Raw genomic sequence first — 26,259 nt, forward strand, 5'->3', positions numbered from 1 at the left:
GCGGGGCACTTCATGCAAAATTCAATCGGCGCACCAAAGCAGAGGTTCAGCCTCAGCGATCCACGTGTGCGTGCGTGGCTATTCCAGATCATCACCGTTGTGGCGGTGGTCGCCATGGGCTGGTATCTGTTTGACAACACCCAGACCAACCTTCAGCACCGGGGCATCACGTCCGGGTTCAGCTTTCTGGAGCGCAGTGCCGGGTTCGGCATCGCTCAACACCTGATCTCCTACACCGAAGCGGACAGCTATGCCCGCGTGTTCGTGATCGGCCTGCTCAACACCTTGCTGGTGACCTTCATCGGCGTGATCCTGGCGACCCTGCTGGGCTTCATCATCGGTGTGGCGCGGCTGTCGCCGAACTGGATCATCAGCAAGCTGGCGACCGTGTATGTGGAAGTCTTCCGCAACATTCCGCCGCTGCTGCAAATCCTGTTCTGGTATTTCGCGGTGTTCCTGACCATGCCGGGGCCGCGCAACAGCCATAACTTCGGCGACACTTTCTTCGTCAGCAGCCGTGGCCTGAACATGCCGGCCGCGCAGATGGCCGACGGTTTCTGGGCGTTCGTGGTCAGTGTCGTGGTGGCCATCGTCGGCATCGTGCTGATGAGCCGCTGGGCCAACAAGCGTTTCGAGGAAACCGGCGAGCCGTTCCACAAGTTCTGGGTCGGCCTGGGAATCCTGCTGGTCATTCCGACGCTGTGTGCGCTGATCTTCGGCGCGCCGCTGCATTGGGAAATGCCGAAGCTGCAAGGCTTCAACTTCGTCGGCGGCTGGGTGCTGATCCCGGAACTGCTGGCCCTGACCCTGGCCCTGACCGTGTACACCGCGGCGTTCATCGCCGAGATCGTGCGTTCGGGGATCAAGTCGGTCAGCCACGGCCAGACCGAAGCGGCCCGTTCCCTTGGCCTGCGCAACGGCCCGACCTTGCGCAAGGTGATCATTCCGCAAGCGCTGCGCGTGATCATTCCGCCGCTGACCAGCCAATACCTGAACCTGGCGAAGAACTCCTCGCTGGCGGCCGGTATCGGTTACCCGGAAATGGTTTCACTGTTCGCCGGCACCGTGCTGAACCAGACCGGTCAGGCGATCGAAGTCATTGCCATCACCATGAGCGTGTACCTGGCGATCAGTATCAGCATTTCCCTGCTGATGAACTGGTACAACAAGCGCATTGCGCTGATCGAGCGGTAAGGAATAGCGCATGAGTACTCATACTTTCAAACCCGACATGCCACCGCCGGCCAAGGTCTTCGGCCCGATGGCGTGGATACGCGCGAACATGTTCTCCAGCTGGCTCAACACCCTGCTGACCCTGTTTGCGTTCTACCTGATCTACCTGGTGATTCCGCCACTGCTCAGCTGGGCGATCTTCGATGCCAACTGGGTCGGCACTACCCGCGCCGACTGCACCAAGGCGGGCGCTTGCTGGGTATTCATCGAGCAACGTTTCGGTCAGTTCATGTACGGCTACTATCCGGCGGATCTGCGCTGGCGCGTGGACCTGACCGTGTGGCTGGCGGTCATCGGTGTGGCTCCGCTGTTCATCAAGCGCGTGCCGCGTAAAGCGGTATACGGGCTGAGCTTTCTGGTGGTGTATCCGATTGTTGCCTGGTGCCTGCTGCATGGCGGCGTGTTCGGCCTGAGCGCCGTTGCCACCAGCCAGTGGGGCGGCCTGATGCTGACCCTGGTGATTGCCACCGTCGGCATCGCCGGCGCGTTGCCGCTGGGGATCATGCTGGCGCTGGGACGGCGTTCGAACATGCCGGCCATTCGTGTGGTCTGCGTGACGTTCATCGAGTTCTGGCGCGGCGTGCCGCTGATCACTGTGCTGTTCATGTCTTCGGTGATGCTGCCGCTGTTCCTGCCTGAAGGCATGAACTTCGACAAGCTGCTGCGGGCGCTGATCGGCGTGATCCTGTTCCAGTCGGCCTACGTCGCCGAAGTGGTGCGCGGCGGTCTGCAAGCGATCCCCAAAGGTCAGTACGAAGCCGCTGCCGCGATGGGCCTCGGTTACTGGCGCGCCATGGGCCTGGTGATTCTGCCGCAAGCCCTGAAGCTGGTGATTCCCGGCATCGTCAACACCTTCATCGCGCTGTTCAAGGACACCAGCCTGGTGATCATCATCGGCCTCTTTGACCTGCTCAACAGCGTCAAGCAAGCTGCTGCCGATCCGAAATGGCTGGGCATGGCCACCGAAGGCTACGTGTTCGCCGCCCTGGTGTTCTGGATTTTCTGTTTTGGTATGTCGCGCTATTCCATGCATCTGGAACGCAAGCTCGACACTGGCCACAAGCGTTAGGAGTTTTTTCGATGAGCGAAGCAATCAAAAAGCCAGTGGGCCCTGAAGGCATCATTCAGATGCAGGGCGTGAACAAGTGGTACGGCCAGTTCCACGTGCTGAAAGACATCAACCTCAACGTCAAGCAAGGCGAGCGTATCGTGCTGTGCGGCCCGTCGGGTTCCGGCAAGTCCACCACCATCCGCTGCCTGAACCGTCTGGAAGAACACCAGCAGGGCCGCATCGTGGTCGATGGCGTGGAGCTGACCAACGACCTCAAGCAGATCGAAGCGATCCGTCGTGAAGTCGGCATGGTGTTCCAGCACTTCAACCTGTTCCCGCACCTGACCATTCTGCAGAACTGCACCCTGGCGCCGATGTGGGTGCGCAAGATGCCCAAGCGCAAGGCCGAGGAAATCGCCATGCACTATCTGGAACGCGTACGCATTCCGGAGCAGGCGCACAAGTTCCCCGGGCAACTGTCCGGCGGTCAGCAACAGCGTGTGGCGATTGCTCGCGCGCTGTGCATGAAACCGAAAATCATGCTGTTCGACGAACCGACCTCGGCGCTCGACCCGGAGATGGTGAAAGAAGTTCTGGACACCATGATCGGCCTGGCCGAAGACGGCATGACGATGCTCTGCGTGACCCACGAAATGGGCTTCGCCCGCACCGTGGCCAACCGCGTGATCTTCATGGACAAAGGCGAAATCGTCGAGCAGGCGGCACCAAACGACTTCTTCGACAATCCGCAGAATGAGCGGACCAAGTTGTTCCTGAGTCAGATTCTGCATTGATATCAGATGGGTCAAACAAACCCGGCCTTGTGCCGGGTTTGTTTTTTGGGGATCAGGACACGGTGAGGGTTTCGTGTTCTTTGTGGACGGTGTGCGTGAAGCCTCTCAAGTCTGCCCCTTCACCGAGAGACTTTGCATCGGTCAGCAAGTACGGGTAACGATCCAACAGTCGCATCAGCAGTATCAGTGCTTTGGGCGGCAATATTTCGCCGCGCTCGTAGCGAGAGAAAGCGTTATGTCCACCACCCGACAATAATTGCACCGTCTCTTTTTGCGTAAGGTGCAATTTTCGACGGATACGCCTCATCTCGTCACCGATCATTTGCCTGGCAGCGAATACCAGTTCATCCCCTGCTTCCCCAAAACGTTCTGCGCTGTCAGTGTCGAAGTCCCACTCAACCTCACCGCACTTCTGGCACTCCCAGCCAGAAAGATTATCTACACGGCGCTCCATGCCTTTGACACTCAAGGTTTCGGCGCGACCCTCGAAATGCCTCATTCCCTCACGTGCACCGCAGCTGACACATTGCTGGGTTTTCATGGGTTTTTCTCCTTGAAGGAAATTACCGGTGGGCCGCCTGGGCGGTAGGTCACCTTGATGTAAATCTCCTGATCTTGTGAAGTGATGTGATACACGTCCTGCCAGACTCGATGATCGTCATAAGTGGTCATGGATTTGTACAACATCCTGTTCTGTAACTCGAAAACGATCTCTTGCATCTCTCTGAAGCTAAAGCCGAGCTTCTCACCGGATTTTGCCGAAGACCTGGTGAAGGCTTTTTTGCCAAGTCGCCTGACCTCAGCCTTGATCACCACCAAGTCGTAATGGGGTGTGTTCTTTTCCATAAGAAACCAAAACCCTATCCTTGAAATTACCCTTAAAGGGTAATTTTGACCAATCGAAAATCCCGCTTCATTTGCCTCCTGATCAACCTAGGTGGTTGCCGTCCTACACGGAGCTGACTAACATGTCAGAAAATTCATCCCATGATTGGATGAAAGGGCGAATCCTATGTCAGACATTTCTCCACTTATTAAGCGATCCCTGGTCGATCAGGCCCTGGATCTATTACGACAGCGCATCACCGACGGCACCTGGCAGGTCGGTCAGCGCTTGCCGACCGAGCCCGAGCTGTGTGCCGAACTCGGTATCAGCCGTAACACCGTGCGCGAGGCGATGCGGGTGCTGGCGTTTTCCGGATTGATCGAGATCCGTCAGGGCGATGGCAGTTATCTGCGGGCGGTGGTCGATCCGATGGACACGCTCAAGGCGCTGTCCAAGTGCTCACTGGATCAGGCTCGGGAAACCCGGCACATCCTTGAAGTCGAAGCCATCGGTCTGGCGGCGTTGCGCCGCACCGATGAGGATCTGGCGGGCCTGCGCGAGGCGCTTGGCGTTGCCGGCAGCCATTATCACGGTGACCTCGACAGCTACATCGCCTGTGACCTGGTGTTTCACCGCCGCCTGGTGGACGCCGCGCACAACCCGACGCTCAGCGAGCTGTATCGCTATTTCTCCAGCATCGTCGGCGCGCAATTGCGCCAGACCCTGAACATCGTCCCTCGTCGACAGGAAGTCTTCGATTTGCACATCGCCCTGTTCGAAGCCGTCGAACAGCGTGATCCGGAACGGGCCAAAGCCCTGTCGAGGCAACTGATCAATGAACCCTGATACCGAGAAAACCATGTCCCGCCCTGAAGCCGTCAACGCCCCGAAGCGCACCGCCGAACTGGAGGAGTTGCTGATCGATGCCGAGGCCGACGACGAGCAGGTGCAGCAAAGTCATCCGCTGGTACGTCGCCCATGGCTGTTGCTGTTGGGCCTGATTCTGGTGGCGCTGAACTTGCGTCCGGCGCTGTCGAGCATGGCGCCGCTGCTCAGTGACGTGTCGAAAAGCCTTGGCCTGTCTGCTGCGCAGGCAGGGCTGCTGACGACGTTGCCGGTGTTGTGCCTCGGTCTGTTCGCCCCGTTGGCTCCGGTGCTGGCGCGACGTTTCGGTGCCGAGCGGGTGGTCTTGGGGATTCTTCTGACACTGGCCGGCGGCATCATCCTGCGCAGCAACTTCGGTGAAATCGGTCTGTTCGCCGGCAGCGTTCTGGGTGGCGCGAGTATCGGCATCATCGGTGTCTTGCTGCCCGGCATCGTCAAACGCGACTTCGCCAAACACGCCGGCACCATGACCGGTGTCTACACCATGGCCCTGTGCCTGGGCGCGGCGATGGCGGCGGGTTCGAGCGTGCCGTTGAGCGAACATTTCGATCACAGCTGGGCTATGGGGCTGGGGTTTTGGGTGATTCCGGCGCTGGTGGCGGCGGTGTTCTGGCTGCCGCAGATCGGCCAGAAGCACGGTGCACATAACGTTGCGTATCGAGTGCGCGGCTTGCTGCGTGATCCGCTGGCCTGGCAGGTGACCTTGTACATGGGCCTGCAATCGTCGCTGGCCTACATTGTGTTTGGCTGGTTGCCGTCGATTCTGATTGGACGCGGGCTGACGCCGACCCAGGCCGGTCTGGTGCTGTCCGGTTCGGTGATCATCCAGCTTGCCAGTTCCCTGGCAGCTCCGTGGCTGGCCACGCGCGGCAAGGATCAGCGACTGGCGATCGTGGTGGTGATGGCACTGACCCTCGGCGGACTGTTCGGTTGCCTGTATGCGCCGATCGAAGGGCTGTGGGGCTGGGCGATTCTGCTGGGCCTGGGGCAGGGCGGGACGTTCAGTCTGGCGTTGACCCTGATCGTGCTGCGCTCGCGCGATTCCCATGTCGCGGCGAACCTGTCGAGCATGTCCCAGGGTTTTGGCTACACCCTCGCGTCCATGGGGCCGTTCGCGGTCGGCGTGGTGCATGACTGGACCGGCGGCTGGAACGCCGTGGGCTGGATCTTCGGCATCGTCGGTGCGGGTGCGATCCTTGCCGGCCTCGGTGCCGGGCGCGCGCTTTACGTGCAGGTCGAAAGCGAAAAGGTCTGACGCGCACACACTGTCGGTATTCGGAATGCGAATGCCGATAGTGTTTCGGGCGTTTGCGGATTATCGTGCTGGCAATCTGTACCTTTCCTGGAGATTGCCCATGAGTGAAGAAGCCCACAGCGCGTTGATCACCCGTTTCTATCAGGCTTTCCAACGCCTCGACGCCGAGGCCATGGCCGCCTGCTACACCGACGACGTGGTGTTCAGCGATCCGGCCTTCGGCGAACTGCGCGGCCGCGATGCCGGCGACATGTGGCGCATGCTCACCACTCGGGCCAAGGACTTCTCCCTGACTTTCGATAACGTCCGCGCCGACGAGCGCAGCGGCGGCGCCCACTGGGTGGCGACTTACCTGTTCAGTCAGACCGGCAACATCGTGATCAACGACATCCAGGCACGCTTCGTCTTTCGCGACGGCAAGATCTGCGAACATCACGACCACTTTGATCTGTGGCGCTGGTCCCGTCAGGCTTTGGGTTTCAAAGGCCTGCTACTGGGCTGGACGCCACTGGTGCGCAACGCAGTCCGCGCCCAGGCGCTGAAAGGGCTGAAGGCATTTCAGGCGAGTCGCTGATAAGATCGCAGCCTGTTCCTCACGCGCCTTTATTTTCCCGTGATCAGCCTCAGCGAAAATCCTCTCGAAGTCGACGTTCCAGTGAGCAAATCCTGGTTCGTCTACCTCGTGCGCGCCGCCAACGGTTCGCTGTACTGCGGGATCAGCGATGATCCCGTGCGCCGCTTCGCCAAGCACCAGAGCGGCAAGGGCGCGCGGTTCTTTCTTTCAAGCCCGGCGATGGCGCTGGTTTACACCGAGCTGTGCCGCGACAAGAGTGATGCGTTGCGTCAGGAGCGGTTGATCAAGAAGCTGCGCAAGAGCGCGAAGGAATGCCTGGTGGCGTCTTATCGGCCTGATTGATCAGGTGTTTGCGAGCGGTAGAAATCACTGCACGTTGAAGCGGTGTCCTCAGACAAACGACAGGCGAAAAAAAACCGCCTTTGCGGGGCGGTTTTTTCTGTAAGCCTCGGTTTGCGGCCGGGTTTACTGCGTCTCACTGGACACACTAGCGTGGACGAAGATTATTCGTCTTTATGCCATCGAGCAAGTCTAAAAGCACTCGTTCAGAAAAATGCGGTTTTTGATTCATTTGTTTAAGCAGTGTGTCAGAAACCCGATTACGATCTGTCCGCTCGCATGACAGTGCAACTAATGAGGTCTGGCCGATTGGCGTAACGGTTTAATGCCCTCTGACACGGAGTTGCTCCCGTGCCGGAATGATTTTTCAGAGGGTGTCACAACCGGCCGCCTCACTGGACACACTAGCGTGTATTCCGAAGGCGTACGTGGTCCGGTAAGCACGCTGGAGGTTTGGCCCCCAACCGGAGGCCAAAACGTATGAAGCTTTTGCTACGTACTCTGAGCCTCGTATGGAGGTCGTTCAAAGCGTTTCGCTTTTACGAGTTCCTGCGAGATCACTTCGATGACCTGATGTAAGGATTGTCGATGTGAGAACAACCGTCTCGGTTTCGGCTGAGGCGGTTTTTTCATCCTGGAGTTTTCGGTCGTCTTATCAACCTGACTGATCGGTTCCCATCAGCCGGATCCGTAGGCCGCCAACGAATTGCGCGCTAAGCTGCTGATTCACTTTCTGTGCGGCGGAGCCGAGCATGTCCGAGTTGATTCTGCATCATTACCCGACCTCTCCATTCGCCGAAAAGGCCCGGCTGCTGTTGGGTTTCAAGGGTTTGTCCTGGCGTTCGGTGCACATCTCGCCGGTGATGCCGAAACCGGACCTGACCGCCCTGACCGGGGGCTACCGCAAGACCCCGGTGCTGCAGATCGGCGCCGACATCTATTGCGACACGGCGCTGATCGCCCGTCGCCTTGAGCAGGAGAAGGCCCAGCCTTCGTTCTTCCCGGAAGGTCAGGAGATGATTGCCGCCAGTTTCGCCGCCTGGGCCGATTCGGTGGTGTTCCAGCATGCGGTGAGCCTGGTGTTTCAGCCGGAGTCGGTAGCGGTGCGTTTCGGCAAGTTGCCGCCGGAAGCGATCAAGGCGTTTCTGGCCGATCGTGCCGGGCTGTTCAGCGGTGGCAGCGCGACCAGACTGTCGGCCGAGCAGGCCAAACATCAATGGCCGACCATCATGGCGCGCCTGGAGCAGCAGTTGCAGCGCGAGGACGGAGACTTCCTGTTCGGCGAGCCATCGATTGCCGACTTCGCCATGGCGCATCCGCTGTGGTTCCTCAAGGCTACGCACGTCACCGCACCGCTGGTGGATGACTACCCTGCAGTGTCCGCGTGGCTCGGGCGGGTGCTGGGCTTCGGTCACGGTGCGGCCAGCGCCATGAGTTCCGAAGAAGCGCTGGAGGTTGCTCGCCATTCGATGCCGGCGACTTTGCCTGATGAGCAGTTTGTCGATCCGAACGGATTTGCAGCGGGTCAGCAGGTCGTGATCGCGGCTACTGATTACGGCGTTGATCCGGTCGCCGGGGAACTGGTATTTGCCGGTCGTGAAGAGCTGATCCTGCGCCGTGAAGATGAACGCGGTGGTGTGGTGCATGTGCACTTCCCGCGTTTCGGTTTCCGTATCGAGAAACGCTGAAACAAATGAGGGAGCTCAATGGCTCCCTCGTTCATTTCAGTGCAGCAAGAATTTCGTCCGGATCAAACCCGCGAATCAACGTGCCATTGACGTCGATCAGCGGAATCCCGCGCCCGCCCAGCGCTTCGTACGCCTTGCGCGCCTCGGCGTCCTTCTCGATATCGAATTCCTGGAACGCAATCCCTTTCTGATCGAGAAAGCGCTTGGTCTGCTTGCAGTAGCCGCACCAGTCCGTGGTGTACAGCACGACTTTGGCGTTGGCGCGGACCTGCTCGGACGCCATCTGCGACGTGTTGAACACCCGCTCGATCTTGCCCCAGTTCTGATAGACCACGACCACCAGCAGAACCAGTGCGACCTTTTTCAGCACATTGCCCAGCATCAGTTGCGGCGCTTCAGCTGATCGGTGAGCGAGGTTGGCAGGCCTTTGATGACCAGCGTGCCGGCTTCTTCGTCGTATTCGATCTTCGAGCCCAGCAGGTGCGCCTCGAAGCTGATCGACAGGCCTTCGGCGCGGCCGGTGAAGCGCCGGAACTGGTTGAGCGTGCGCTTATCCGCCGGGATCTCCGGCGACAGGCCGTAATCCTTGTTGCGGATGTGGTCGTAGAAGGCCTTCGGGCGTTCTTCGTCGATCAGCTCCGAGAGTTCCTCCAGGCCCACCGGTTCGCCGAGCTTGGCCTGGCTGCTGGCGTAGTCGACCAGGGTCTTGGTCTTCTCGCGGGCGGAATCTTCCGGCAGGTCTTCGCTCTCGACGAAGTCGCTGAAAGCCTTGAGCAGCGTACGGGTCTCGCCCGGGCCGTCGACGCCTTCCTGGCAGCCGATGAAGTCGCGGAAGTATTCCGAGACCTTCTTGCCGTTCTTGCCCTTGATGAACGAAATGTACTGCTTGGACTGCTTGTTGTTCTGCCACTCGGAGACGTTGATCCGCGCCGCCAGGTGCAGTTGACCGAGGTCGAGGTGGCGCGACGGGGTCACGTCCAGTTGATCGGTCACCGCCACGCCTTCGCTGTGGTGCAGCAGGGCGATGGCCAGGTAATCGGTCATGCCTTGCTGGTAGTGGGCGAACAGCACGTGACCGCCGACGGAGAGGTTCGACTCTTCCATCAGCTTTTGCAGATGCTCGACCGCGACTTTGCTGAACGCGGTGAAGTCCTTGCCGCCTTCCATGTATTCCTTCAGCCAGCCGCTGAACGGAAACGCACCGGACTCCGGATGAAACAACCCCCAGGCTTTGCCCTGTTTGGCGTTATAGCTCTCGTTGAGGTCGGCGAGCATGTTCTCGATGGCGGCGGATTCGGCCAGTTCAGAGTCACGGGCGTGCAGAACGGCGGGCGTGCCATCGGGTTTTTTGTCGATCAGGTGGACGATGCAATGACGGATCGGCATGGGCTTCTCGGCAAGTGGAAGGGAGGAGGGCGGGCTCCCCCGAAAAAGCGCCCAGTGTACCGCAACCACTGGTTTTGGCGCGGGCTGAAGGGCAATTCGGGGTCATGGGGTGGCGCTTATGCATTTATTTACCGATTTAGCGCAATAAACCTGACCATTTGGCTAGCTAGAGGCGGATATTTCCTTGTCTCTGTGCTAGTTTTGCCCGGTCTTACGCGTAGTCACTGCGTTAAGCGTGCATTCAGCATTTGTCAGGTCGAACCAAACCCTGATTTCGGCATCTATAACCCCGACTCGTCGTGGTTATCGCCGAGGGTGCCAGATCCAGAAGATCGGGCTCGATGGCTGACACTGCACTCTGCAATCCATATGAATTTGATAGGGAAGGAACACTACATGGCTCTTACTAAAGACCAACTGATCGCCGACATCGCTGAAGCTATCGACGCGCCGAAAACCACCGCGCGTAACGCTCTGGACCAACTGGGCCAAATCGTTGCTGATCAGCTGGAAAACGGCGGCGAAATCACCTTGCCAGGTATCGGCAAGCTGAAAGTGACCGAGCGTCCTGCCCGCACTGGCCGTAACCCATCGACTGGCGCTGCCATCGAAATCCCTGCCAAGAAAGTGATCAAGCTGGTTGTGGCCAAAGGCCTGACCGACGCTGTGAACAAGTAAGACGCAGCGATAAAAAAAACCGTGCGTCGGAGTGATCCGGGCACGGTTTTTTTGTGCCTGCCGATTGAGTTTCAGCAGTAGTGGCGGCTGCTTTGCGATCAAGCGCCGCCCCAGTTGAAACGTATTACTTGCGAACCCAGCGTTCGCGACGCCAGATCTGCTGCTCGGACTTGGTCTGGAAGGTCCAGGCGACGAAGCGGCTCTGCTTCTGGCCCTGGGACATTTCCACTACCTGGCTTTCCAGCGCGCCGACCTTTTTCAGCGCGGTTTCGATGGCAGGCAGGTTCGAGGCTTTCGAAACCAGGGTGCTGAACCACAATACCTTGTGCGCAAAGTTCGCACTTTCGGCGATCAGTTGCGTCACGAAGCGCGCTTCGCCGCCTTCACACCACAGTTCGGCCGACTGGCCGCCGAAGTTCAGCACCGGCAGTTTGCGTTTCGGGTCGGCCTTGCCCAGGGCTCGCCATTTACGCTCGCTGCCTTTGGTCGCTTCGTCCATCGAGGCGTGGAACGGCGGGTTGCACATGGTCAGGTCAAAACGTTCGCCAGGTTCCAGCAGGCCGATCAGGATGTGCTTGCGGTTCTCTTGCTGGCGCAGCTTGATGACCTTGTTCAGATCGTTGGACTGGACGATGGCTGTTGCGGCAGCCACGGCCGTCGGGTCGATTTCCGAGCCCAGGAAGTGCCAGCGGTATTCGCTGTTACCGATCAGCGGATACACGCAGTTGGCACCCATGCCGATGTCCAGCACGTTGACGATGGCGCCGCGCGGAACCACGCCGTCGTTGTTGCTGGCCAGCAGATCAGCCAGGAAGTGCACGTAATCGGCACGACCCGGTACTGGCGGGCAAAGGTAATCGGCCGGGATGTCCCAATGCTGGATGCCGTAGAACGACTTGAGCAACGCCCGGTTGAACACACGCACCGCGTCGGGGCTGGCGAAGTCGATGCTTTCCTTGCCGTACGGGTTGGTGATCACGAACTTCGCCAGCTCCGGCGTAGTCTTGATCAGCGCCGGGAAGTCGTAACGACCCTGATGGCGATTGCGCGGGTGCAGGCTGGCCTCTTTGCGCGGCTCCACGGGCTTGGCCGGGGTAGCGGAGTCAGGCTTCTTGCGCGCGGGGCGAGGTGTGCGGGGGGCGTTCATGGGCGTGGTCGATTCGGGTATGGCTGAAAGTGGCGGCTATTGTCCCACAGGGAACCGGGTTGTAGGCCGGAAAAGTGCCAGGCACAAAAAAGGGAGGCCGCACGGCCTCCCTTTTTCAGTGCGATTTGCCGTTACAGGCTGGCAATCCGCGCGTGCTGCTCGGCCAGTTTGCCCAGGGCTTGTTCGGCCTCGGCCAGCTTGGCGCGTTCCTTCTCGATGACTTCGGCCGGAGCCTTGTCAACGAAACCGGCGTTGGACAGCTTGCCGCCGACACGCTGGACTTCGCCCTGCAGACGCAGGATTTCCTTGTCCAGACGCGCCAGTTCGGCGTTCTTGTCGATCAGACCGGCCATCGGCACCAGCACTTCCATCTCGCCAACCAGTGCGGTGGCGGACAGTGGCGCTTCTTCGCCGGCCGCCAGTACGGTGATCGATTCCAGACGCGCCAGCTTCTTCAGCAGCGCTTCATTCTCGGTCAGGCGGCGCTGGTCTTCATCGGTGACGTTTTTCAGGTAGATCGGCAGCGGTTTGCCCGGGCCGATGTTCATTTCGCCACGGATGTTCCGTGTGCCGAGCATCAGGCCCTTGAGCCATTCGATGTCGTCTTCGGCTGCCGGATCGATGCGCTCTTCGTTGGCCACCGGCCAGGCTTGCAGCATGATCGTCTTGCCCTGAATGCCGGCCAGCGGCGCGATGCGCTGCCAGATTTCTTCAGTGATGAACGGCATGAACGGATGCGCCAGGCGCAGCGCCACTTCCAGTACGCGAACCAGCGTGCGGCGAGTGCCGCGCTGACGCTCGACAGGCGCGTTTTCGTCCCACAGCACAGGCTTGGACAATTCCAGGTACCAGTCGCAGTACTGGTTCCAGATGAACTCGTACAGCGCTTGTGCCGCCAGGTCGAAACGGAACTGATCCAGTTGGCGGGTCACTTCGGCTTCGGTGCGTTGCAGTTGCGAGATGATCCAGCGATCCGCCAGCGACAGCTCGTAGGCTTCGCCGTTCTGGCCGCAGTCTTCGCCCTTGTCCAGAACATAACGTGCAGCGTTCCAGATCTTGTTGCAGAAGTTGCGATAGCCTTCGACGCGGCCCATGTCGAACTTGATGTCGCGACCGGTGGACGCCAGCGAGCAGAACGTGAAGCGCAGGGCGTCGGTGCCGTAGCTGGCGATGCCGTCGGCGAACTCGTCGCGGGTCTGCTTCTCGATCTTCTTCGCCAGTTTCGGCTGCATCAGACCGGAGGTGCGTTTCTGCACCAGGGTTTCGAGCTCGATACCGTCGATGATGTCCAGCGGGTCCAGGACGTTGCCCTTGGACTTGGACATCTTCTGGCCCTGACCATCACGCACCAGACCGTGCACGTAAACGGTCTTGAACGGAACCTGCGGCGTGCCGTCCTCGTTCTTGATCAGGTGCATGGTCAGCATGATCATCCGGGCGACCCAGAAGAAAATGATGTCGAAACCGGTGACCAGAACGTCGGTGGAGTGGAATTTCTTCAGGAACTCGGTCTTTTCCGGCCAGCCCAGGGTGGAGAAGGTCCACAGGCCCGAACTGAACCAGGTGTCGAGAACGTCGTTGTCCTGTTGCAGCGCAACGTCCGGGCCGAGGTTGTGCTTGGCACGTACTTCGGCTTCGTCACGGCCGACGTAGACCTTGCCCGACTCGTCGTACCAGGCCGGAATCCGGTGGCCCCACCACAGCTGACGGCTGATGCACCAGTCCTGGATGTCGCGCATCCACGAGAAGTACATGTTTTCGTACTGCTTCGGCACGAACTGGATACGGCCGTCTTCAACGGCAGCAATCGCAGGCTCGGCCAGCGGCTTGGTGGACACGTACCACTGGTCGGTCAGCCACGGCTCGATGACGGTGCCGGAGCGGTCTCCTTTCGGCACTTTCAGGTTGTGGTCGTCGACGCTGACCAGCAGGCCGGCGGCGTCGAACGCAGCCACGATCTGCTTGCGCGCTTCGAAACGCTCGAGACCGGTGTACTCGGCCGGAATCTTGCCGTCGATGCTGTCGTTCAGCGTGCCGTCGAGGTTGAACACCTGTGCTGCCGGCAGCACGTTGGCGTTCTTGTCGAAGATGTTCAGCAGCGGCAGGTTGTGGCGCTTGCCGACTTCGTAGTCGTTGAAATCGTGGGCCGGGGTGATTTTCACGCAGCCGGTGCCGAATTCAGGGTCGCAGTAATCGTCGGCGATGATCGGGATGCGGCGGCCGACCAGCGGCAGCTCGACAAATTTGCCGATCAGGGCTTTGTAGCGCTCGTCGTTCGGGTTTACCGCGACGGCGGAGTCGCCGAGCATGGTTTCCGGACGGGTGGTCGCGACGATCAGGAAAACGTTGCCTTCAGCGGTTTTCGCACCGTCGGCCAGCGGGTATTTCAGGTTCCACAGGAAACCTTTCTCGTCGTGGTTTTCCACTTCGAGGTCGGAAATCGCTGTGTGCAGCTTGGTGTCCCAGTTGACCAGGCGCTTGCCGCGATAGATCAGACCGTCTTCGTGCAGGCGCACGAACGCTTCTTTAACGGCTTCCGAGAGGCCGTCGTCCATGGTGAAGCGCTCGCGGCTCCAGTCCACGGACGAGCCGAGGCGGCGAATCTGACGGCTGATGTTGCCGCCGGACTGTTCCTTCCACTCCCAGACTTTCTCGAGGAATTTTTCGCGGCCCAGATCGTGGCGATTCTGGCCCTGGGCTTCGAGTTGACGCTCCACCAGCATCTGCGTGGCGATACCGGCGTGGTCGGTGCCCGGTTGCCACAGGGTGTTGCGACCCTGCATGCGGCGGAAACGGATCAGGGCGTCCATGATCGCGTTGTTGAAACCGTGACCCATGTGCAGGCTGCCGGTGACGTTCGGCGGCGGGATCATGATGGTGTAGGAGTCGCCCGCGCCTTGCGGGGCGAAGTAGTTCTCGGACTCCCAGGTGTTGTACCAGGAAGTTTCAATGGCGTGCGGCTGGTAGGTCTTATCCATGCGCGGCGGGACCCTATTGGCATTTATTCAGGAAAAGCCGGGAAGTATAGCGGGGCATGGGGCGCAGGGCGAGCGGGGCGGGCCGGGTGGGGATCTAAAAGTGGGAGCAACCGTGCGACGGCTCCCACCGTCGATTATTCGTACTGGCTCAGAAGCCGTTCCATCCGTGCCTCGAGGCGACGTTTGATTTCGGTTTCGATGTGCGGGGCGAAGTCATCGATCACGTCTTGCATGATCAGTTGCGCAGCGGCGCGCAGTTCGCTGTCCAGGTGCAGCAGCGCGTCGGGGCCTTTGTCCACAGGTGCGACGGGCGCGGTGGCGGGTTTCTCGACGGTAGCGGGTGGCGGTTCGACGGCGGGTGGCTCAGTGGCGACCGAGTCGAACAGCATCGGAATCTGTTCCTGTTCACCATCATCGACCGTATCGGTCAAAAGCGGCGGTTGCAGGTTGTCATCGCCCAGCAACTGGCGGATCGACTCGAGGTCATCCAGCAAGTGCGCGGGTTTTTGCAGCGGTTTTGGAGTGTCCATCGGCGTACTCAGAGTCGCTGTAAACGGTGGTCTTGCAGAGGATAGCCCTGTTCCCGGTAGAAACGGAAACTCTCCCGCGCAGCCGCACGGATCGCCGGATCTTCCACCACCACTTCCGCCACTCGGGCGAACTTGTTGGCGAAGGCCGGGACCTTCAGGTCGAGGTTGACGAGCAAGTCCTGATGCTGGCCGCAGTCATCGCCCAATCCAAGCACGATCAAACCTTCCGGTTCGCTCTCGGCCGGGCCATGGGGCACGAAGGTTTCGCCCTTGAACGCCCACAGTCGCGCATCGAGGTCTTCGCGTTGGGCGGCATCGCTGCAATGCAGGTAGATGCGGTGGCCCATGCGCCAGGCTTTCTCGGTGAGCTTGCAGGCAAAATCCAGACGCGCCGAAGGATCGGCACTGGGCAGGATGTAGAAGTCGACTTTGGTCATTGCGGTTCCTGAGCTGAAAGCGGCGTCCCTCTTAAGAGACGCCGCTCGCAGTCATCGGTTTCAGGCTTTGGCGCGATCCAGCAGGTACTGGGTCAGCAGTGGAACCGGACGGCCGGTGGCGCCCTTGTCCTTGCCGCCGCTGGTCCACGCGGTGCCTGCGATGTCCAGGTGCGCCCAGTTCAGGTTCTTGGTGAAGCGCGACAGGAAGCACGCGGCGGTGATGGTGCCGGCCTTCGGCCCGCCAATGTTGGCGATGTCGGCGAACGGGCTGTCCAGTTGCTCCTGGTACTCATCGAACAGCGGCAGTTGCCAGGCGCGGTCGTCGGCAGCCTTGCCGGCGCTCAGCAGTTGGCCGATCAGTTCGTCGTTATTGCCCAGCAGGCCGGAGGTGTGCGCACCCAGGGCAACCACGCAGGCACCGGTCAGGGTGGCGATGTCGATCACCGCTTGCGGCTTGAAGCGCTCGGAGTAGGTCAGTGCGTCGCACAGCACCAGACGGCCTTCGGCGTCGGTGTTGAGGATTTCCACGGTCTGGCCGCTCATGGTGGTCACGATGTCGCCCGGACGCGAAGCGGTGCCGCTCGGCATGTTCTCGGCGCAGGCCAGGATGCACACCAGGTTGATCGGCAACTTCAGTTCCAGCACGGCGCGCAGGGTACCGAACACGCTGGCGGCGCCGCCCATGTCGTACTTCATTTCGTCCATGCCGGCGCCCGGTTTCAGGCTGATGCCGCCGGTGTCGAAGGTGATGCCTTTACCGACCAGTGCGTACGGCTTCTCGGATTTCTTGCCGCCGTTGTATTGCATGACGATCAGACGCGGTGGCTGGGCGCTGCCCTGACCGACGGCGTAGAACGAACCCATGCCCAGGGATTTGATTTTCTTCTCGTCGAGCACTTCGACTTTCAGATCCTTGAACTCTTTGCCCAGGTCCTTGGCTTGCTCGCCGAGGAAGGTCGGGTGGCAGATGTTCGGCGGCAGGTTGCCCAGGTTGCGGGTGAACGCCATGCCGTTGGCGATCGCGGTGGCGTGATTCACGGCGCGTTGCACTTCGGCTTGAGCGGCCTTGATGGTCAGCAGGGTGATTTTCTTCAGAGCGCGCGGCTCGGCTTTCTGGCTCTTGAACTGGTCGAAGGTGTATTCGCCGTCGACCAGGGTTTCGGCCAACAGGCGAGTCTTGCCGTAGCTGTCACGGCCCTTGACGATGATTTCATCCAGCGCCAGCACGGCATCGCTGCCGCCCAGGCCCTTGAGGGTGTTGAGGATGCCGGCAACGATCTTGCGGAACGGGCGGTCGCCCAGTTCTTCATCCTTGCCCACGCCGACCAGCAGCACGCGCTCGGCTTTCAGGTTCGGCAGGCTGTGCAGCAACAGGCTCTGCCCGACTTTGCCGGCCAGGTCGCCACGCTTGAGGACAGCGCTGATGGCGCCGCCGCTCAGTTCGTCGACCTGCTTGGCGGCGACGCCGAGTTTGCGGCCTTCACCGACGGCAACCACCAGGGTGGCGGTTTTCAACGTTTCTGGGCTAACGCTTTTTACAACCAGTTCCATGTCCGGATCCCTGAATGAATGGTCAACACGCAGGCGTTCGGCGGTGTCCGCAGTCGCCTGCTTATAGAGAGAAAAGGCGCAGGCCAGCGCCTGCGACAAGGGCCGCAGTTTGAACCTCGCTCCCTGCGCCTGACAACCCTCCTCGGAACGATCTTCAACCGATTGCACGCTTGCGTGAGTGTGCGCAGTGACAGGCGCGCTCAATCACAGGATAATGCCGCATCTTTTTTCGACGGCTCTGCCTGGCGGGCCTGTCGATACGTTTGCTTGTTTGGCCGCCTTAGCCTGACAACCCTGGAGTGTCTGGTTTGATCGTCTTCCGTTATCTGTCCCGCGAAGTCCTGTTGACCCTGAGTGCGGTGAGTGCCGTGCTGCTGGTCATCATCATGAGCGGTCGCTTCATCAAATACCTTGCCCAGGCCGCTGCGGGCCAGCTCGATCCGGGATCGCTGTTCCTGATCATGGGCTACCGTCTGCCGGGCTTCATGCAGTTGATTCTGCCGCTGGGTCTGTTCCTCGGGATCCTGCTGGCGTACGGCCGGTTGTATCTGGAAAGCGAAATGACCGTGCTGTCGGCCACTGGCATGAGCCAGCAGCGCCTGTTCCGCATGACCCTGTTCCCGGCCACGCTGGTGGCACTGGTGGTGGCATGGCTGAGCCTGAGTCTGGCCCCGCAAGGTGCCAACCAGTTCCAGCTGCTGCTGAACAAGCAGGACGCCCTGACCGAATTCGACACCCTTGAGCCGGGCCGCTTCCAGGCGTTGCGCGATGGCACGCGGGTGACCTACACCGAAAACCTGAGCGACGACCGGGTCAACCTGGGCAGCGTGTTCATCTCGCAGAAAAACCTCGGTGCCAACCAGGCGGATCGCGGGATTTCCGTGCTGGTGGCCGAGAAAGGCCGGCAGGAAGTCCGTCCTGACGGCAACCGTTACCTGATCCTGCACAACGGCTACCGCTACGACGGCAGCCCGGGACTGGCCAACTACCGCGCCATCCACTACGAAACCTATGGTGTTCTGCTGCCCAAGCCCGATGTCAGCGAGGAAGTCACCGACCGTGACGCCATGCCGACGTCGACCCTGATGGCCAGTGATGACATCCGCGCCAAGACCGAACTGCAATGGCGCCTGTCGCTGCCGCTGCTGGTATTTATCGTGACTCTGATGGCGGTGCCGCTGTCGCGGGTCAATCCGCGCCAGGGGCGCTTCCTCAAGTTGCTGCCGGCGATTCTTCTTTATATGGCTTACCTGACCATCCTGATTGCCGCTCGCGGCGCCCTCGAAAAAGGCAAGATCCCGGCGAGCCTGGGTCTGTGGTGGGTACACGGGATCTTCCTGGTCATCGGTATCGGCCTGCTGTACTGGGAACCGCTGCGCCTGAAAATGGCCAGCCGTCGCAGCGCTGCGCTGGAGGTGGCTCGTGGTTAAACTCGACCGCTACATCGGCAGCAGCGTGTTCATGGCGATCATCGCCGTGCTGGCGATCATCCTTGGCCTGGCGACATTGTTTGCCTTCATCGACGAGATGAGCGACGTCAGCGATACCTACACCTTGGCTGATGTGTTGAGTTTTGTACTGCTGACCGCACCGCGCCGGCTCTATGACATGTTGCCGATGGCAGCACTGATCGGCTGTCTGATCGGCCTCGGCAGTCTGGCGAGCAGCAGTGAGCTGACGGTGATGCGTGCGGCGGGTGTGTCCATCGGGCGCATCGTCTGGGCGGTCATGAAGCCGATGCTGGTGCTGATGCTGGCCGGCGTGCTGATCGGCGAGTACGTTGCGCCGGCTACCGAGAGCATGGCTCAGGCCAATCGTTCGCTGGCTCAAGGCAGTGGCGACGCGCAAAGCGCCAAGCACGGTATGTGGCACCGTCAGGGCGAGGAATTCATCCATATCAACGCCGTGCAACCCGATGGCCTGTTGTATGGTGTGACCCGCTATCACTTCGACAAGGAACGCCACCTGCTGAGCTCGAGCTTCGCCAAGCGCGCCGAGTTCGATGGCACTCGCTGGCAGCTTACCGACGTGACCACCACGTTGTTCCATGAGCGCAGCACCGAAGTCGTCAACAAGCCGACCGAAGACTGGGATGTGTCCATCAGCCCGCAACTGCTGAACACCGTGGTCATGGCACCGGAAGCGCTGTCGATTACCGGGCTGTGGGGTTACATCCACTACCTGGCCGATCAAGGTCTGAGCAACGGCCGTTACTGGCTGGCCTTTTGGGTCAAGGTGTTGCAGCCGCTGGTGACTGCCGCGCTGGTGCTGATGGCGATCTCCTTCATTTTCGGCCCGCTGCGCTCGGTAACCCTCGGTCAGCGGGTGTTTACCGGTGTGCTGGTGGGGTTCACCTTCCGCATCGTCCAGGATCTGCTCGGTCCGTCCAGTCTGGTATTCGGCTTCTCGCCGCTGTTCGCAGTGCTGGTGCCGGCAGGCGTCTGTGCCCTGGCGGGTGTCTGGTTGCTGCGTCGAGCCGGTTGATGAACAAGGTTTCACCCTTGCTCCAGCCTTGAAAACGCCCCGGTCGCAAGACCGGGGCGTTTTTGCATGCAATCCGGGTGACAGGCGAACGTGACGCTTGCGCCGTGTATCAGGTACAATTCCCGGCTATTTTTCGGCGGGCCAAGCCTGCAGCCTTTTTGAGTGTTGATCCGTGAGTGATTTGAGTCATATCCGCAATTTCTCCATCATCGCCCACATTGACCATGGCAAGTCGACGCTGGCTGACCGTTTCATCCAGATGTGCGGTGGCCTGGCCGAGCGTGAAATGGAAGCCCAGGTACTGGATTCCATGGATCTGGAGCGCGAACGCGGGATCACCATCAAGGCCCACAGCGTTACCCTCTATTACAAAGCCAAAGACGGCGTCACCTACCAGCTGAACTTCATTGACACCCCGGGCCACGTCGACTTCACCTACGAAGTCAGCCGTTCCCTGGCCGCGTGTGAAGGTGCCTTGCTGGTGGTCGACGCGGGTCAGGGTGTTGAAGCCCAGTCCGTGGCCAACTGCTACACCGCCATCGAGCAGGGCCTCGAGGTCATGCCGGTACTGAACAAGATCGACCTGCCGCAGGCCGAGCCCGACCGTGTCAAGGACGAGATCGAGAAGATCATCGGCATCGACGCCACCGACGCCGTCACCTGCAGCGCCAAGACCGGCCTGGGTGTCGACGAAGTGCTCGAGCGTCTGGTCGCGACCATTCCTGCGCCGACCGGCAACATCGAAGATCCGCTGCAAGCGTTGATCATCGACTCCTGGTTCGACAACTACCTGGGCGTTGTCTCCCTGGTGCGCGTGCGTCATGGCCGCGTGAAGAAGGGCGACAAGATCCTGGTGAAGTCCACCGGCAAGGTCCACCTGGTCGACAGCGTCGGTGTTTTCAACCCGAAACACACCGCCACCGCTGACCTGAAGGCCGGCGAAGTGGGCTTCATCATCGCCAGCATCAAGGACATTCACGGTGCACCGGTCGGTGACACCCTGACCTTGAGCTCGACGCCGGATGTTCCGGTACTGCCGGGTTTCAAACGCATTCAGCCACAGGTTTACGCCGGTCTGTTCCCGGTCAGCTCCGACGACTTCGAGGACTTCCGCGAAGCGCTGCAGAAACTGACCCTGAACGACTCGTCGCTGCAGTACACCCCGGAAAGCTCCGACGCCCTGGGCTTCGGCTTCCGTTGCGGCTTCCTCGGCATGCTGCACATGGAGATCATCCAGGAGCGCCTGGAGCGCGAATACGACCTGGACCTGATCACCACGGCACCGACCGTAATCTTCGAACTGGTGCTGAAAACCGGTGAAACGATTTACGTCGACAACCCGTCGAAGCTGCCGGACGTGTCCGCGATCGAAGACATGCGCGAGCCAATCGTGCGTGCCAACATCCTGGTACCGCAGGAGCACCTGGGCAACGTCATCACCCTGTGCATCGAAAAACGCGGTGTTCAGGTCGACATGCTGTTCCTCGGCAACCAGGTCCAGGTGACCTACGACCTGCCGATGAACGAAGTGGTCCTGGACTTCTTCGACCGTCTGAAATCCACCAGCCGCGGCTATGCTTCGCTGGACTACCATTTCGATCGTTACCAATCGGCTAATCTGGTGAAACTGGACGTGCTGATCAACGGCGACAAGGTCGACGCCCTGGCGCTGATCGTGCACCGTGACAATTCGCACTTCAAAGGTCGCCAGTTGACCGAGAAGATGAAAGAACTGATTCCTCGTCAGATGTTCGACGTGGCCATCCAGGCTGCCATTGGCGGTCAGATCGTCGCCCGGACAACCGTCAAGGCACTCAGAAAGAACGTATTGGCCAAATGCTACGGCGGTGACGTCAGCCGTAAGAAGAAACTGCTCGAGAAGCAAAAGGCCGGTAAGAAACGCATGAAGCAGGTCGGCAACGTGGAAATTCCACAAGAAGCCTTCCTTGCCGTGCTCAGGTTGGAATAGTCAGGTCCTATGTCACTAAATTTCCCGCTGTTGCTGGTTATCGCCGTGTTCGTCTGCGGCCTGTTGGCGTTGCTCGATCTGTTGATCCTGGCACCGCGTCGGCGCGCCGCCATCACTTCCTATCAGGGCAGCGTCAGCCAGCCTGACGTAGTGGTGGTCGAGAAGCTGAACAAGGAACCGCTGCTGGTCGAATACGGCAAGTCGTTCTTCCCGGTGCTGTTCATCGTGCTGGTGCTGCGTTCGTTCCTGGTGGAGCCGTTCCAGATTCCGTCCGGTTCGATGAAGCCGACCCTGGACGTTGGCGACTTCATTCTGGTGAACAAGTTTTCTTACGGGATCCGCCTGCCGGTGATCGACAAGAAAGTCATCGAAGTCGGTGATCCGCAACGCGGTGATGTGATGGTGTTCCGCTACCCGAGCGACCCGAACGTCAACTACATCAAGCGTGTGGTGGGTCTGCCGGGTGACACGGTGCGTTACACCGCCGACAAGCGTCTGTTCGTCAATGGCGAGTCGATTGCCGAGCAACTGGTCGGTTCCGAACCGGGCACCCTTGGCAGCGCTGAGCTCTACAAGGAAAAACTCGGCGCCGCCGAGCACCTGATCCGCAAGGAAATGAGCCGCTACCGCGCCACGCCGGACCATACCTGGACCGTGCCGGCCGGGCACTACTTCATGATGGGCGACAACCGCGACAACTCGAACGACAGTCGCTACTGGGATGATCCGAACATTCCCAAGGATCTGCTGGGCATGGTTCCCGACCAGAACATCGTCGGCAAGGCCTTCGCGGTCTGGATGAGCTGGCCGGAACCGAAACTCAGCCACCTGCCGAATTTCTCGCGGGTCGGCCTGATCAAGTAAACAATCACGGCGCTGTTGACCACAGCGCCGAATGCATTTCTGGCGTCGGCACAACCGGCTCCGGGGCATGAAGCCACGATATTCAGGACGTCATTTTTGAACACAGCGTTAATTGTCCCAGGCCTGCGCCGTATCCCGGCGATGGCAGTGGAATCCAGCCACGAACTCAGCGTGGGTAAACCGTGAGCGTTTCTCTAAGCCGTCTCGAGCGTCAGCTCGGTTACACCTTCAAGGACCAGGAACTGATGGTCCTGGCCCTCACGCACCGCAGCTTTGCCGGACGCAACAACGAACGTCTGGAATTCCTCGGCGATGCAATCCTCAACTTCGTCGCCGGCGAGGCACTCTTCGACCGCTTCCCGCTGGCCCGCGAAGGCCAGTTGTCGCGTTTGCGTGCACGTCTGGTGAAAGGTGAGACCCTGGCGGTATTGGCCCGTGGTTTCGATCTGGGCGAATACCTGCGCCTGGGTTCCGGTGAGCTGAAAAGCGGCGGTTTCCGTCGCGAATCGATTCTGGCCGATGCCCTCGAAGCGCTGATCGGCGCGATCTACCTCGACGCCGGCATGGAAGTCGCCCGCGAGCGCGTTCTGGCCTGGCTGGCCGGCGAGTTCGAGGGGCTGACGCTGGTCGACACCAACAAGGATCCGAAGACCCGCCTGCAGGAATTCCTGCAATCGCGCGGTTGCGACCTGCCACGCTATGAAGTGGTGGATATCCAGGGTGAGCCGCACTGCCGTACGTTCTTCGTCGAGTGCGAAGTTGTCCTATTGAATGAAAAAAGCCGGGGTCAGGGCGTGAGCCGTCGCATTGCCGAACAGGTAGCGGCCGCTGCAGCACTGATTGCCCTGGGTGTGGAGAATGGCAATGACTGATACAAACGCAACTCGCTGTGGCTATGTTGCCATCGTCGGCCGTCCCAACGTGGGCAAGTCCACGCTGCTGAACCACATCCTCGGCCAGAAGCTCGCGATCACCTCGCGCAAGCCGCAGACCACTCGCCACAACATGCTCGGGATCAAGACCGAGGGCGACGTGCAGGCGATCTACGTCGATACCCCGGGCATGCACAAGGGTGGCGAAAAGGCCCTGAACCGTTACATGAACAAGACCGCTTCGGCGGCGTTGAAAGACGTCGACGTGGTGATCTTCGTGGTCGACCGCACCAAGTGGACCGAAGAAGACCAGATGGTCCTGGAGCGTGTGCAGTACGTGACCGGCCCGCTGATCGTCGCGCTGAACAAGACCGACCGCATCGAGGACAAGGCCGAGCTGATGCCGCACCTGTCCTGGTTGCAGGAGCAGCTGCCGAATGCGCAGATCATTCCGATTTCGGCGCAGCACGGGCACAACCTTGATGCGCTGGAAAAGGTCATCGCTGACCATCTGCCGGAGAACGATCACTTCTTCCCGGAAGACCAGATCACCGACCGCAGCAGCCGTTTCCTCGCCGCCGAACTGGTGCGCGAGAAAATCATGCGCCAGATGGGCGCCGAGCTGCCGTACCAGATCACCGTGGAAATCGAAGAGTTCAAGCAACAGGGCAAGACTCTGCACATCCACGCGCTGATCCTCGTCGAGCGTGACGGCCAGAAGAAAATCATCATTGGCGACAAGGGCGAGCGCATCAAGCGCATCGGCACCGAAGCGCGCAAGGACATGGAGCTGCTGTTCGACTCCAAGATCATGCTCAACCTGTGGGTGAAGGTGAAGGGCGGCTGGTCCGACGACGAGCGTGCGCTGCGTTCGCTGGGTTACGGCGACCTGTAAAGCGTCTGGCATTACATCGATCCATTGTGGGAGCGAGCGTGCTCGCGAAGACGATGTAACATTCAGCATTGATGTTGATTGTTGCACCGCTTTCGCGAGCAAGCTCGCTCCCACATTGGTTTTGGGTGATGAGTAAAACCGCGTTTCCCTCAACGAGAAATCCATGTCTCAAACGCCTCCCGCCCAACCCGCCTACGTCCTGCACTCCCGCGCCTATCGCGAAACCAGCGCGTTGGTGGACTTCCTCACGCCGCAAGGTCGGCTGCGGGCGGTGTTGCGCAGCGCGCGGGGCAAGGCCGGGACGCTGGCGCGTCCGTTCGTGCCGCTGGAAGTGGAATTCCGTGGCAAGGGTGAGTTGAAGAATGTCGGGCGAATGGAAAGCGCCGGCAATGCGACGTGGATGGTCGGCGAGGCACTGTTCAGCGGCCTCTATCTCAACGAGTTGCTGATCCGCCTGCTGCCAGCCGAAGACCCGCACCCCGCGGTGTTCGATCATTACGCGGCCACCTTGCTGGCCTTGGCTGAAGGCCGGCCACTGGAACCGTTGCTGCGTTCCTTCGAATGGCGCCTGCTTGACGACCTCGGTTACGGCTTTTCCCTGAACACCGACATCAATGACGAACCCATCGCTCCGGACGGCCTCTATCGCTTGCAGGTGGATGCCGGACTTGAGCGGGTCTACCTGCTGCAACCCGGTCTGTTCAACGGCACCGAGCTGCTGGCCATGGCCGAAGCGGACTGGTCTGCGCCCGGCGCATTGTCCGCTGCCAAACGCTTGATGCGTCAGGCACTTGCAGTTCATCTTGGCGGTCGTCCCTTGGTCAGTCGCGAGCTGTTTCGCAAGCCCTAAGGGTCTGTTGACGTCTGGGCACGGCACGACGGGCGCTCACTGCGCCCAGGGCTGCGTTGCTCGGAACTCATTTGGGGAAACCAAACTTCGTTCCTCGCGCCTTGCCCTGTGTTCAGTGAGCATCCCGTCGCCGCCGCGCCCAGACGTCAACAGACCCTTCACCGTGTATGCTGTGCGCCGAATCTTTCCATTCAGGAGCGCATCCGTGACCACCAGCAATCGCATTCTTCTTGGCGTGAACATTGACCACGTCGCCACCCTGCGTCAGGCTCGGGGCACGCGCTATCCGGATCCGGTCAAGGCCGCGCTGGACGCGGAAGAGGCGGGCGCCGACGGCATCACCGTGCACCTGCGCGAGGACCGTCGCCACATTCAGGAGCGCGACGTACTGTTGCTCAAGGATGTGCTGCAAACCCGCATGAACTTCGAAATGGGCGTCACCGAAGAAATGATGGCGTTCGCCGAGCGCATCCGTCCGGCCCACATCTGTCTGGTGCCGGAGACGCGTCAGGAACTGACCACCGAAGGCGGTCTGGACGTGGCGGGGCAGGAAGAGCGCATCAGGGCAGCGGTGGAGCGTCTGTCGAAGATCGGCAGCGAAGTGTCGCTGTTCATCGACGCTGACGAGCGGCAGATCGCTGCTTCGAAACGAGTCGGCGCACCGGCCATCGAGCTGCACACCGGGCGCTACGCCGATGCCGAAACACCGACCGAAGTGGCTGAAGAGCTCAAGCGTGTGGCGGACGGCGTGGCATTCGGTCTGGCCCAGGGCCTGATCGTCAATGCCGGTCACGGTCTGCACTACCACAACGTTGAAGCTGTGGCGGCGATCAAGGGCATCAACGAACTGAACATTGGTCATGCGCTGGTGGCGCATGCGTTGTTCGTCGGCTTCAAGTCGGCAGTGTCGGAGATGAAGGCGCTGATCCTGGCGGCTGCAAAGGCCTAAGCGTCAGCGCAGATCCTGTGGGGG

The 26,259-nt window shown here is 60.4% G+C and carries 26 protein-coding genes; 17 read left to right on the forward strand and 9 right to left on the reverse strand.

All coding sequences use genetic code 11. The features are described 5' to 3' along the window. The first annotated feature begins 12 nt into the window (after positions 1 to 12). From AC3WRD_RS06405 to AC3WRD_RS06415, 3 genes are read left to right on the forward strand one after another with little or no spacing between them, the layout of a single operon-like run. Entirely contained in the window at positions 13 to 1,194 is a 1,182-nt protein-coding gene (locus AC3WRD_RS06405) for an amino acid ABC transporter permease (RefSeq protein WP_102619510.1), read from the forward strand. A gap of 10 nt (positions 1,195 to 1,204) precedes the next feature. Beyond that, positions 1,205 to 2,302, forward strand: a complete 1,098-nt coding sequence (locus AC3WRD_RS06410; RefSeq protein WP_096819186.1) for an amino acid ABC transporter permease — start codon at positions 1,205 to 1,207, stop codon at positions 2,300 to 2,302. Positions 2,303 to 2,313: 11 nt separating this feature from the next. Continuing rightward, positions 2,314 to 3,078, forward strand: a complete 765-nt coding sequence (locus AC3WRD_RS06415; protein ID WP_008080191.1) for an amino acid ABC transporter ATP-binding protein — start codon at positions 2,314 to 2,316, stop codon at positions 3,076 to 3,078. A 52-nt stretch (positions 3,079 to 3,130) separates the two neighbouring features. Here AC3WRD_RS06415 and AC3WRD_RS06420 read toward each other — a convergent pair whose 3' ends face one another. Continuing rightward, complete coding sequence (locus AC3WRD_RS06420) at positions 3,131 to 3,619, reverse strand: type II toxin-antitoxin system MqsA family antitoxin (protein WP_085711682.1); 489 nt, start codon at positions 3,617 to 3,619, stop codon at positions 3,131 to 3,133. Further along, positions 3,616 to 3,924: a type II toxin-antitoxin system MqsR family toxin gene (locus AC3WRD_RS06425; protein WP_085711681.1), complete on the reverse strand. Its 309-nt coding sequence runs from the start codon at positions 3,922 to 3,924 to the stop codon at positions 3,616 to 3,618. The genes AC3WRD_RS06420 and AC3WRD_RS06425 overlap by 4 nt, the downstream gene beginning before the upstream one ends. A gap of 166 nt (positions 3,925 to 4,090) precedes the next feature. Here AC3WRD_RS06425 and AC3WRD_RS06430 point away from each other — a divergent pair, with 166 nt between their 5' ends. From AC3WRD_RS06430 to AC3WRD_RS06450, 5 genes are all read left to right on the forward strand, one after another. Further along, positions 4,091 to 4,750: a FadR/GntR family transcriptional regulator gene (locus tag AC3WRD_RS06430; RefSeq protein ID WP_096819192.1), complete on the forward strand. Its 660-nt coding sequence runs from the start codon at positions 4,091 to 4,093 to the stop codon at positions 4,748 to 4,750. After that, the gene (locus AC3WRD_RS06435; RefSeq protein ID WP_102619511.1) at positions 4,740 to 6,044 is read left to right on the forward strand and encodes a CynX/NimT family MFS transporter; all 1,305 of its coding nucleotides are present in this window, start codon (positions 4,740 to 4,742) and stop codon (positions 6,042 to 6,044) included. Before AC3WRD_RS06430 ends, AC3WRD_RS06435 begins: the two co-directional genes overlap by 11 nt. 100 nt (positions 6,045 to 6,144) lie before the next feature. Continuing rightward, a complete protein-coding gene (locus AC3WRD_RS06440) occupies positions 6,145 to 6,618 on the forward strand; it encodes a nuclear transport factor 2 family protein (RefSeq protein ID WP_085608154.1) in 474 nt (157 codons plus the stop codon). Between the two features lie 39 nt (positions 6,619 to 6,657). Continuing rightward, positions 6,658 to 6,960, forward strand: a complete 303-nt coding sequence (locus tag AC3WRD_RS06445; protein ID WP_102619512.1) for a GIY-YIG nuclease family protein — start codon at positions 6,658 to 6,660, stop codon at positions 6,958 to 6,960. Between the two features lie 749 nt (positions 6,961 to 7,709). After that, complete coding sequence (locus AC3WRD_RS06450) at positions 7,710 to 8,645, forward strand: glutathione S-transferase family protein (RefSeq protein ID WP_102619513.1); 936 nt, start codon at positions 7,710 to 7,712, stop codon at positions 8,643 to 8,645. A gap of 31 nt (positions 8,646 to 8,676) precedes the next feature. Here the strand turns inward: AC3WRD_RS06450 and AC3WRD_RS06455 are convergent, their stop codons facing one another. Both AC3WRD_RS06455 and yejK read right to left on the reverse strand, forming a co-directional pair. Further along, positions 8,677 to 9,027, reverse strand: coding sequence for a glutaredoxin family protein (locus tag AC3WRD_RS06455; RefSeq protein WP_102619514.1), 351 nt, complete (start codon positions 9,025 to 9,027; stop codon positions 8,677 to 8,679). Further along, positions 9,027 to 10,031 (reverse strand): nucleoid-associated protein YejK, encoded by a 1,005-nt coding sequence (gene yejK / locus AC3WRD_RS06460; RefSeq protein WP_102619515.1) that lies wholly within the window; start codon positions 10,029 to 10,031, stop codon positions 9,027 to 9,029. The genes AC3WRD_RS06455 and yejK overlap by 1 nt, the downstream gene beginning before the upstream one ends. A gap of 396 nt (positions 10,032 to 10,427) precedes the next feature. Between yejK and AC3WRD_RS06465 the strand changes: the two genes are divergently transcribed. Further along, complete coding sequence (locus AC3WRD_RS06465; RefSeq protein ID WP_003221909.1) at positions 10,428 to 10,709, forward strand: HU family DNA-binding protein; 282 nt, start codon at positions 10,428 to 10,430, stop codon at positions 10,707 to 10,709. A gap of 124 nt (positions 10,710 to 10,833) precedes the next feature. Here AC3WRD_RS06465 and rlmF read toward each other — a convergent pair whose 3' ends face one another. The 5 genes from rlmF to AC3WRD_RS06490 form a co-directional block, all read right to left on the reverse strand. After that, the gene (rlmF, locus tag AC3WRD_RS06470; RefSeq protein WP_102619516.1) at positions 10,834 to 11,856 is read right to left on the reverse strand and encodes a 23S rRNA (adenine(1618)-N(6))-methyltransferase RlmF; all 1,023 of its coding nucleotides are present in this window, start codon (positions 11,854 to 11,856) and stop codon (positions 10,834 to 10,836) included. A gap of 131 nt (positions 11,857 to 11,987) precedes the next feature. Next, positions 11,988 to 14,834, reverse strand: coding sequence for a valine--tRNA ligase (locus AC3WRD_RS06475; RefSeq protein ID WP_102619517.1), 2,847 nt, complete (start codon positions 14,832 to 14,834; stop codon positions 11,988 to 11,990). 134 nt (positions 14,835 to 14,968) lie between these two features. After that, positions 14,969 to 15,364: a DNA polymerase III subunit chi gene (locus AC3WRD_RS06480; protein ID WP_102619518.1), complete on the reverse strand. Its 396-nt coding sequence runs from the start codon at positions 15,362 to 15,364 to the stop codon at positions 14,969 to 14,971. An 8-nt stretch (positions 15,365 to 15,372) separates the two neighbouring features. Then, the gene (locus AC3WRD_RS06485) at positions 15,373 to 15,801 is read right to left on the reverse strand and encodes a DNA polymerase III subunit chi (protein ID WP_096819206.1); all 429 of its coding nucleotides are present in this window, start codon (positions 15,799 to 15,801) and stop codon (positions 15,373 to 15,375) included. Between the two features lie 60 nt (positions 15,802 to 15,861). Then, entirely contained in the window at positions 15,862 to 17,352 is a 1,491-nt protein-coding gene (locus AC3WRD_RS06490) for a leucyl aminopeptidase (RefSeq protein WP_096819207.1), read from the reverse strand. A gap of 308 nt (positions 17,353 to 17,660) precedes the next feature. On the opposite strand from AC3WRD_RS06490, the gene lptF reads away from it, so the two are divergent. The 8 genes from lptF to pdxJ all read left to right on the forward strand — a co-directional run bounded on the left by lptF (position 17,661) and on the right by pdxJ (position 26,235). Then, positions 17,661 to 18,782, forward strand: coding sequence for an LPS export ABC transporter permease LptF (lptF, locus tag AC3WRD_RS06495; RefSeq protein ID WP_096819209.1), 1,122 nt, complete (start codon positions 17,661 to 17,663; stop codon positions 18,780 to 18,782). Beyond that, positions 18,775 to 19,836: an LPS export ABC transporter permease LptG gene (gene lptG / locus AC3WRD_RS06500; RefSeq protein WP_096819211.1), complete on the forward strand. Its 1,062-nt coding sequence runs from the start codon at positions 18,775 to 18,777 to the stop codon at positions 19,834 to 19,836. The genes lptF and lptG overlap by 8 nt, the downstream gene beginning before the upstream one ends. Before the next feature lie 172 nt (positions 19,837 to 20,008). Then, the gene (lepA, locus tag AC3WRD_RS06505; RefSeq protein ID WP_085608162.1) at positions 20,009 to 21,805 is read left to right on the forward strand and encodes a translation elongation factor 4; all 1,797 of its coding nucleotides are present in this window, start codon (positions 20,009 to 20,011) and stop codon (positions 21,803 to 21,805) included. Between the two features lie 9 nt (positions 21,806 to 21,814). Continuing rightward, complete coding sequence (gene lepB / locus AC3WRD_RS06510) at positions 21,815 to 22,669, forward strand: signal peptidase I (protein WP_096819213.1); 855 nt, start codon at positions 21,815 to 21,817, stop codon at positions 22,667 to 22,669. A gap of 182 nt (positions 22,670 to 22,851) precedes the next feature. After that, complete coding sequence (gene rnc / locus AC3WRD_RS06515) at positions 22,852 to 23,541, forward strand: ribonuclease III (RefSeq protein WP_096819215.1); 690 nt, start codon at positions 22,852 to 22,854, stop codon at positions 23,539 to 23,541. Further along, positions 23,534 to 24,436: a GTPase Era gene (gene era, locus AC3WRD_RS06520; RefSeq protein ID WP_003221935.1), complete on the forward strand. Its 903-nt coding sequence runs from the start codon at positions 23,534 to 23,536 to the stop codon at positions 24,434 to 24,436. The genes rnc and era overlap by 8 nt, the downstream gene beginning before the upstream one ends. Before the next feature lie 163 nt (positions 24,437 to 24,599). Beyond that, positions 24,600 to 25,286, forward strand: coding sequence for a DNA repair protein RecO (gene recO, locus AC3WRD_RS06525; protein WP_085729730.1), 687 nt, complete (start codon positions 24,600 to 24,602; stop codon positions 25,284 to 25,286). A 205-nt stretch (positions 25,287 to 25,491) separates the two neighbouring features. Beyond that, the gene (pdxJ, locus tag AC3WRD_RS06530; RefSeq protein ID WP_007957371.1) at positions 25,492 to 26,235 is read left to right on the forward strand and encodes a pyridoxine 5'-phosphate synthase; all 744 of its coding nucleotides are present in this window, start codon (positions 25,492 to 25,494) and stop codon (positions 26,233 to 26,235) included. The last annotated feature ends 24 nt before the right edge of the window (positions 26,236 to 26,259 follow it).

The sequence above is a fragment of the Pseudomonas sp. FW215-R2 genome (assembly GCF_058789255.1).

Coding starts and splice junctions, on each gene's coding strand:
- AC3WRD_RS06405 (WP_102619510.1), top strand. CDS start 13: ATGCAAAATTCAATCGGCGCACCAAAGCAGAGGTTCAGCCTCAGCGAT.
- AC3WRD_RS06410 (WP_096819186.1), top strand. CDS start 1,205: ATGAGTACTCATACTTTCAAACCCGACATGCCACCGCCGGCCAAGGTC.
- AC3WRD_RS06415 (WP_008080191.1), top strand. CDS start 2,314: ATGAGCGAAGCAATCAAAAAGCCAGTGGGCCCTGAAGGCATCATTCAG.
- AC3WRD_RS06420 (WP_085711682.1), bottom strand. CDS start 3,619: ATGAAAACCCAGCAATGTGTCAGCTGCGGTGCACGTGAGGGAATGAGG.
- AC3WRD_RS06425 (WP_085711681.1), bottom strand. CDS start 3,924: ATGGAAAAGAACACACCCCATTACGACTTGGTGGTGATCAAGGCTGAG.
- AC3WRD_RS06430 (WP_096819192.1), top strand. CDS start 4,091: ATGTCAGACATTTCTCCACTTATTAAGCGATCCCTGGTCGATCAGGCC.
- AC3WRD_RS06435 (WP_102619511.1), top strand. CDS start 4,740: ATGAACCCTGATACCGAGAAAACCATGTCCCGCCCTGAAGCCGTCAAC.
- AC3WRD_RS06440 (WP_085608154.1), top strand. CDS start 6,145: ATGAGTGAAGAAGCCCACAGCGCGTTGATCACCCGTTTCTATCAGGCT.
- AC3WRD_RS06450 (WP_102619513.1), top strand. CDS start 7,710: ATGTCCGAGTTGATTCTGCATCATTACCCGACCTCTCCATTCGCCGAA.
- AC3WRD_RS06455 (WP_102619514.1), bottom strand. CDS start 9,027: ATGCTGGGCAATGTGCTGAAAAAGGTCGCACTGGTTCTGCTGGTGGTC.
- yejK (WP_102619515.1), bottom strand. CDS start 10,031: ATGCCGATCCGTCATTGCATCGTCCACCTGATCGACAAAAAACCCGAT.
- AC3WRD_RS06465 (WP_003221909.1), top strand. CDS start 10,428: ATGGCTCTTACTAAAGACCAACTGATCGCCGACATCGCTGAAGCTATC.
- rlmF (WP_102619516.1), bottom strand. CDS start 11,856: ATGAACGCCCCCCGCACACCTCGCCCCGCGCGCAAGAAGCCTGACTCC.
- AC3WRD_RS06475 (WP_102619517.1), bottom strand. CDS start 14,834: ATGGATAAGACCTACCAGCCGCACGCCATTGAAACTTCCTGGTACAAC.
- AC3WRD_RS06480 (WP_102619518.1), bottom strand. CDS start 15,364: ATGGACACTCCAAAACCGCTGCAAAAACCCGCGCACTTGCTGGATGAC.
- AC3WRD_RS06485 (WP_096819206.1), bottom strand. CDS start 15,801: ATGACCAAAGTCGACTTCTACATCCTGCCCAGTGCCGATCCTTCGGCG.
- AC3WRD_RS06490 (WP_096819207.1), bottom strand. CDS start 17,352: ATGGAACTGGTTGTAAAAAGCGTTAGCCCAGAAACGTTGAAAACCGCC.
- lepB (WP_096819213.1), top strand. CDS start 21,815: ATGTCACTAAATTTCCCGCTGTTGCTGGTTATCGCCGTGTTCGTCTGC.
- era (WP_003221935.1), top strand. CDS start 23,534: ATGACTGATACAAACGCAACTCGCTGTGGCTATGTTGCCATCGTCGGC.
- recO (WP_085729730.1), top strand. CDS start 24,600: ATGTCTCAAACGCCTCCCGCCCAACCCGCCTACGTCCTGCACTCCCGC.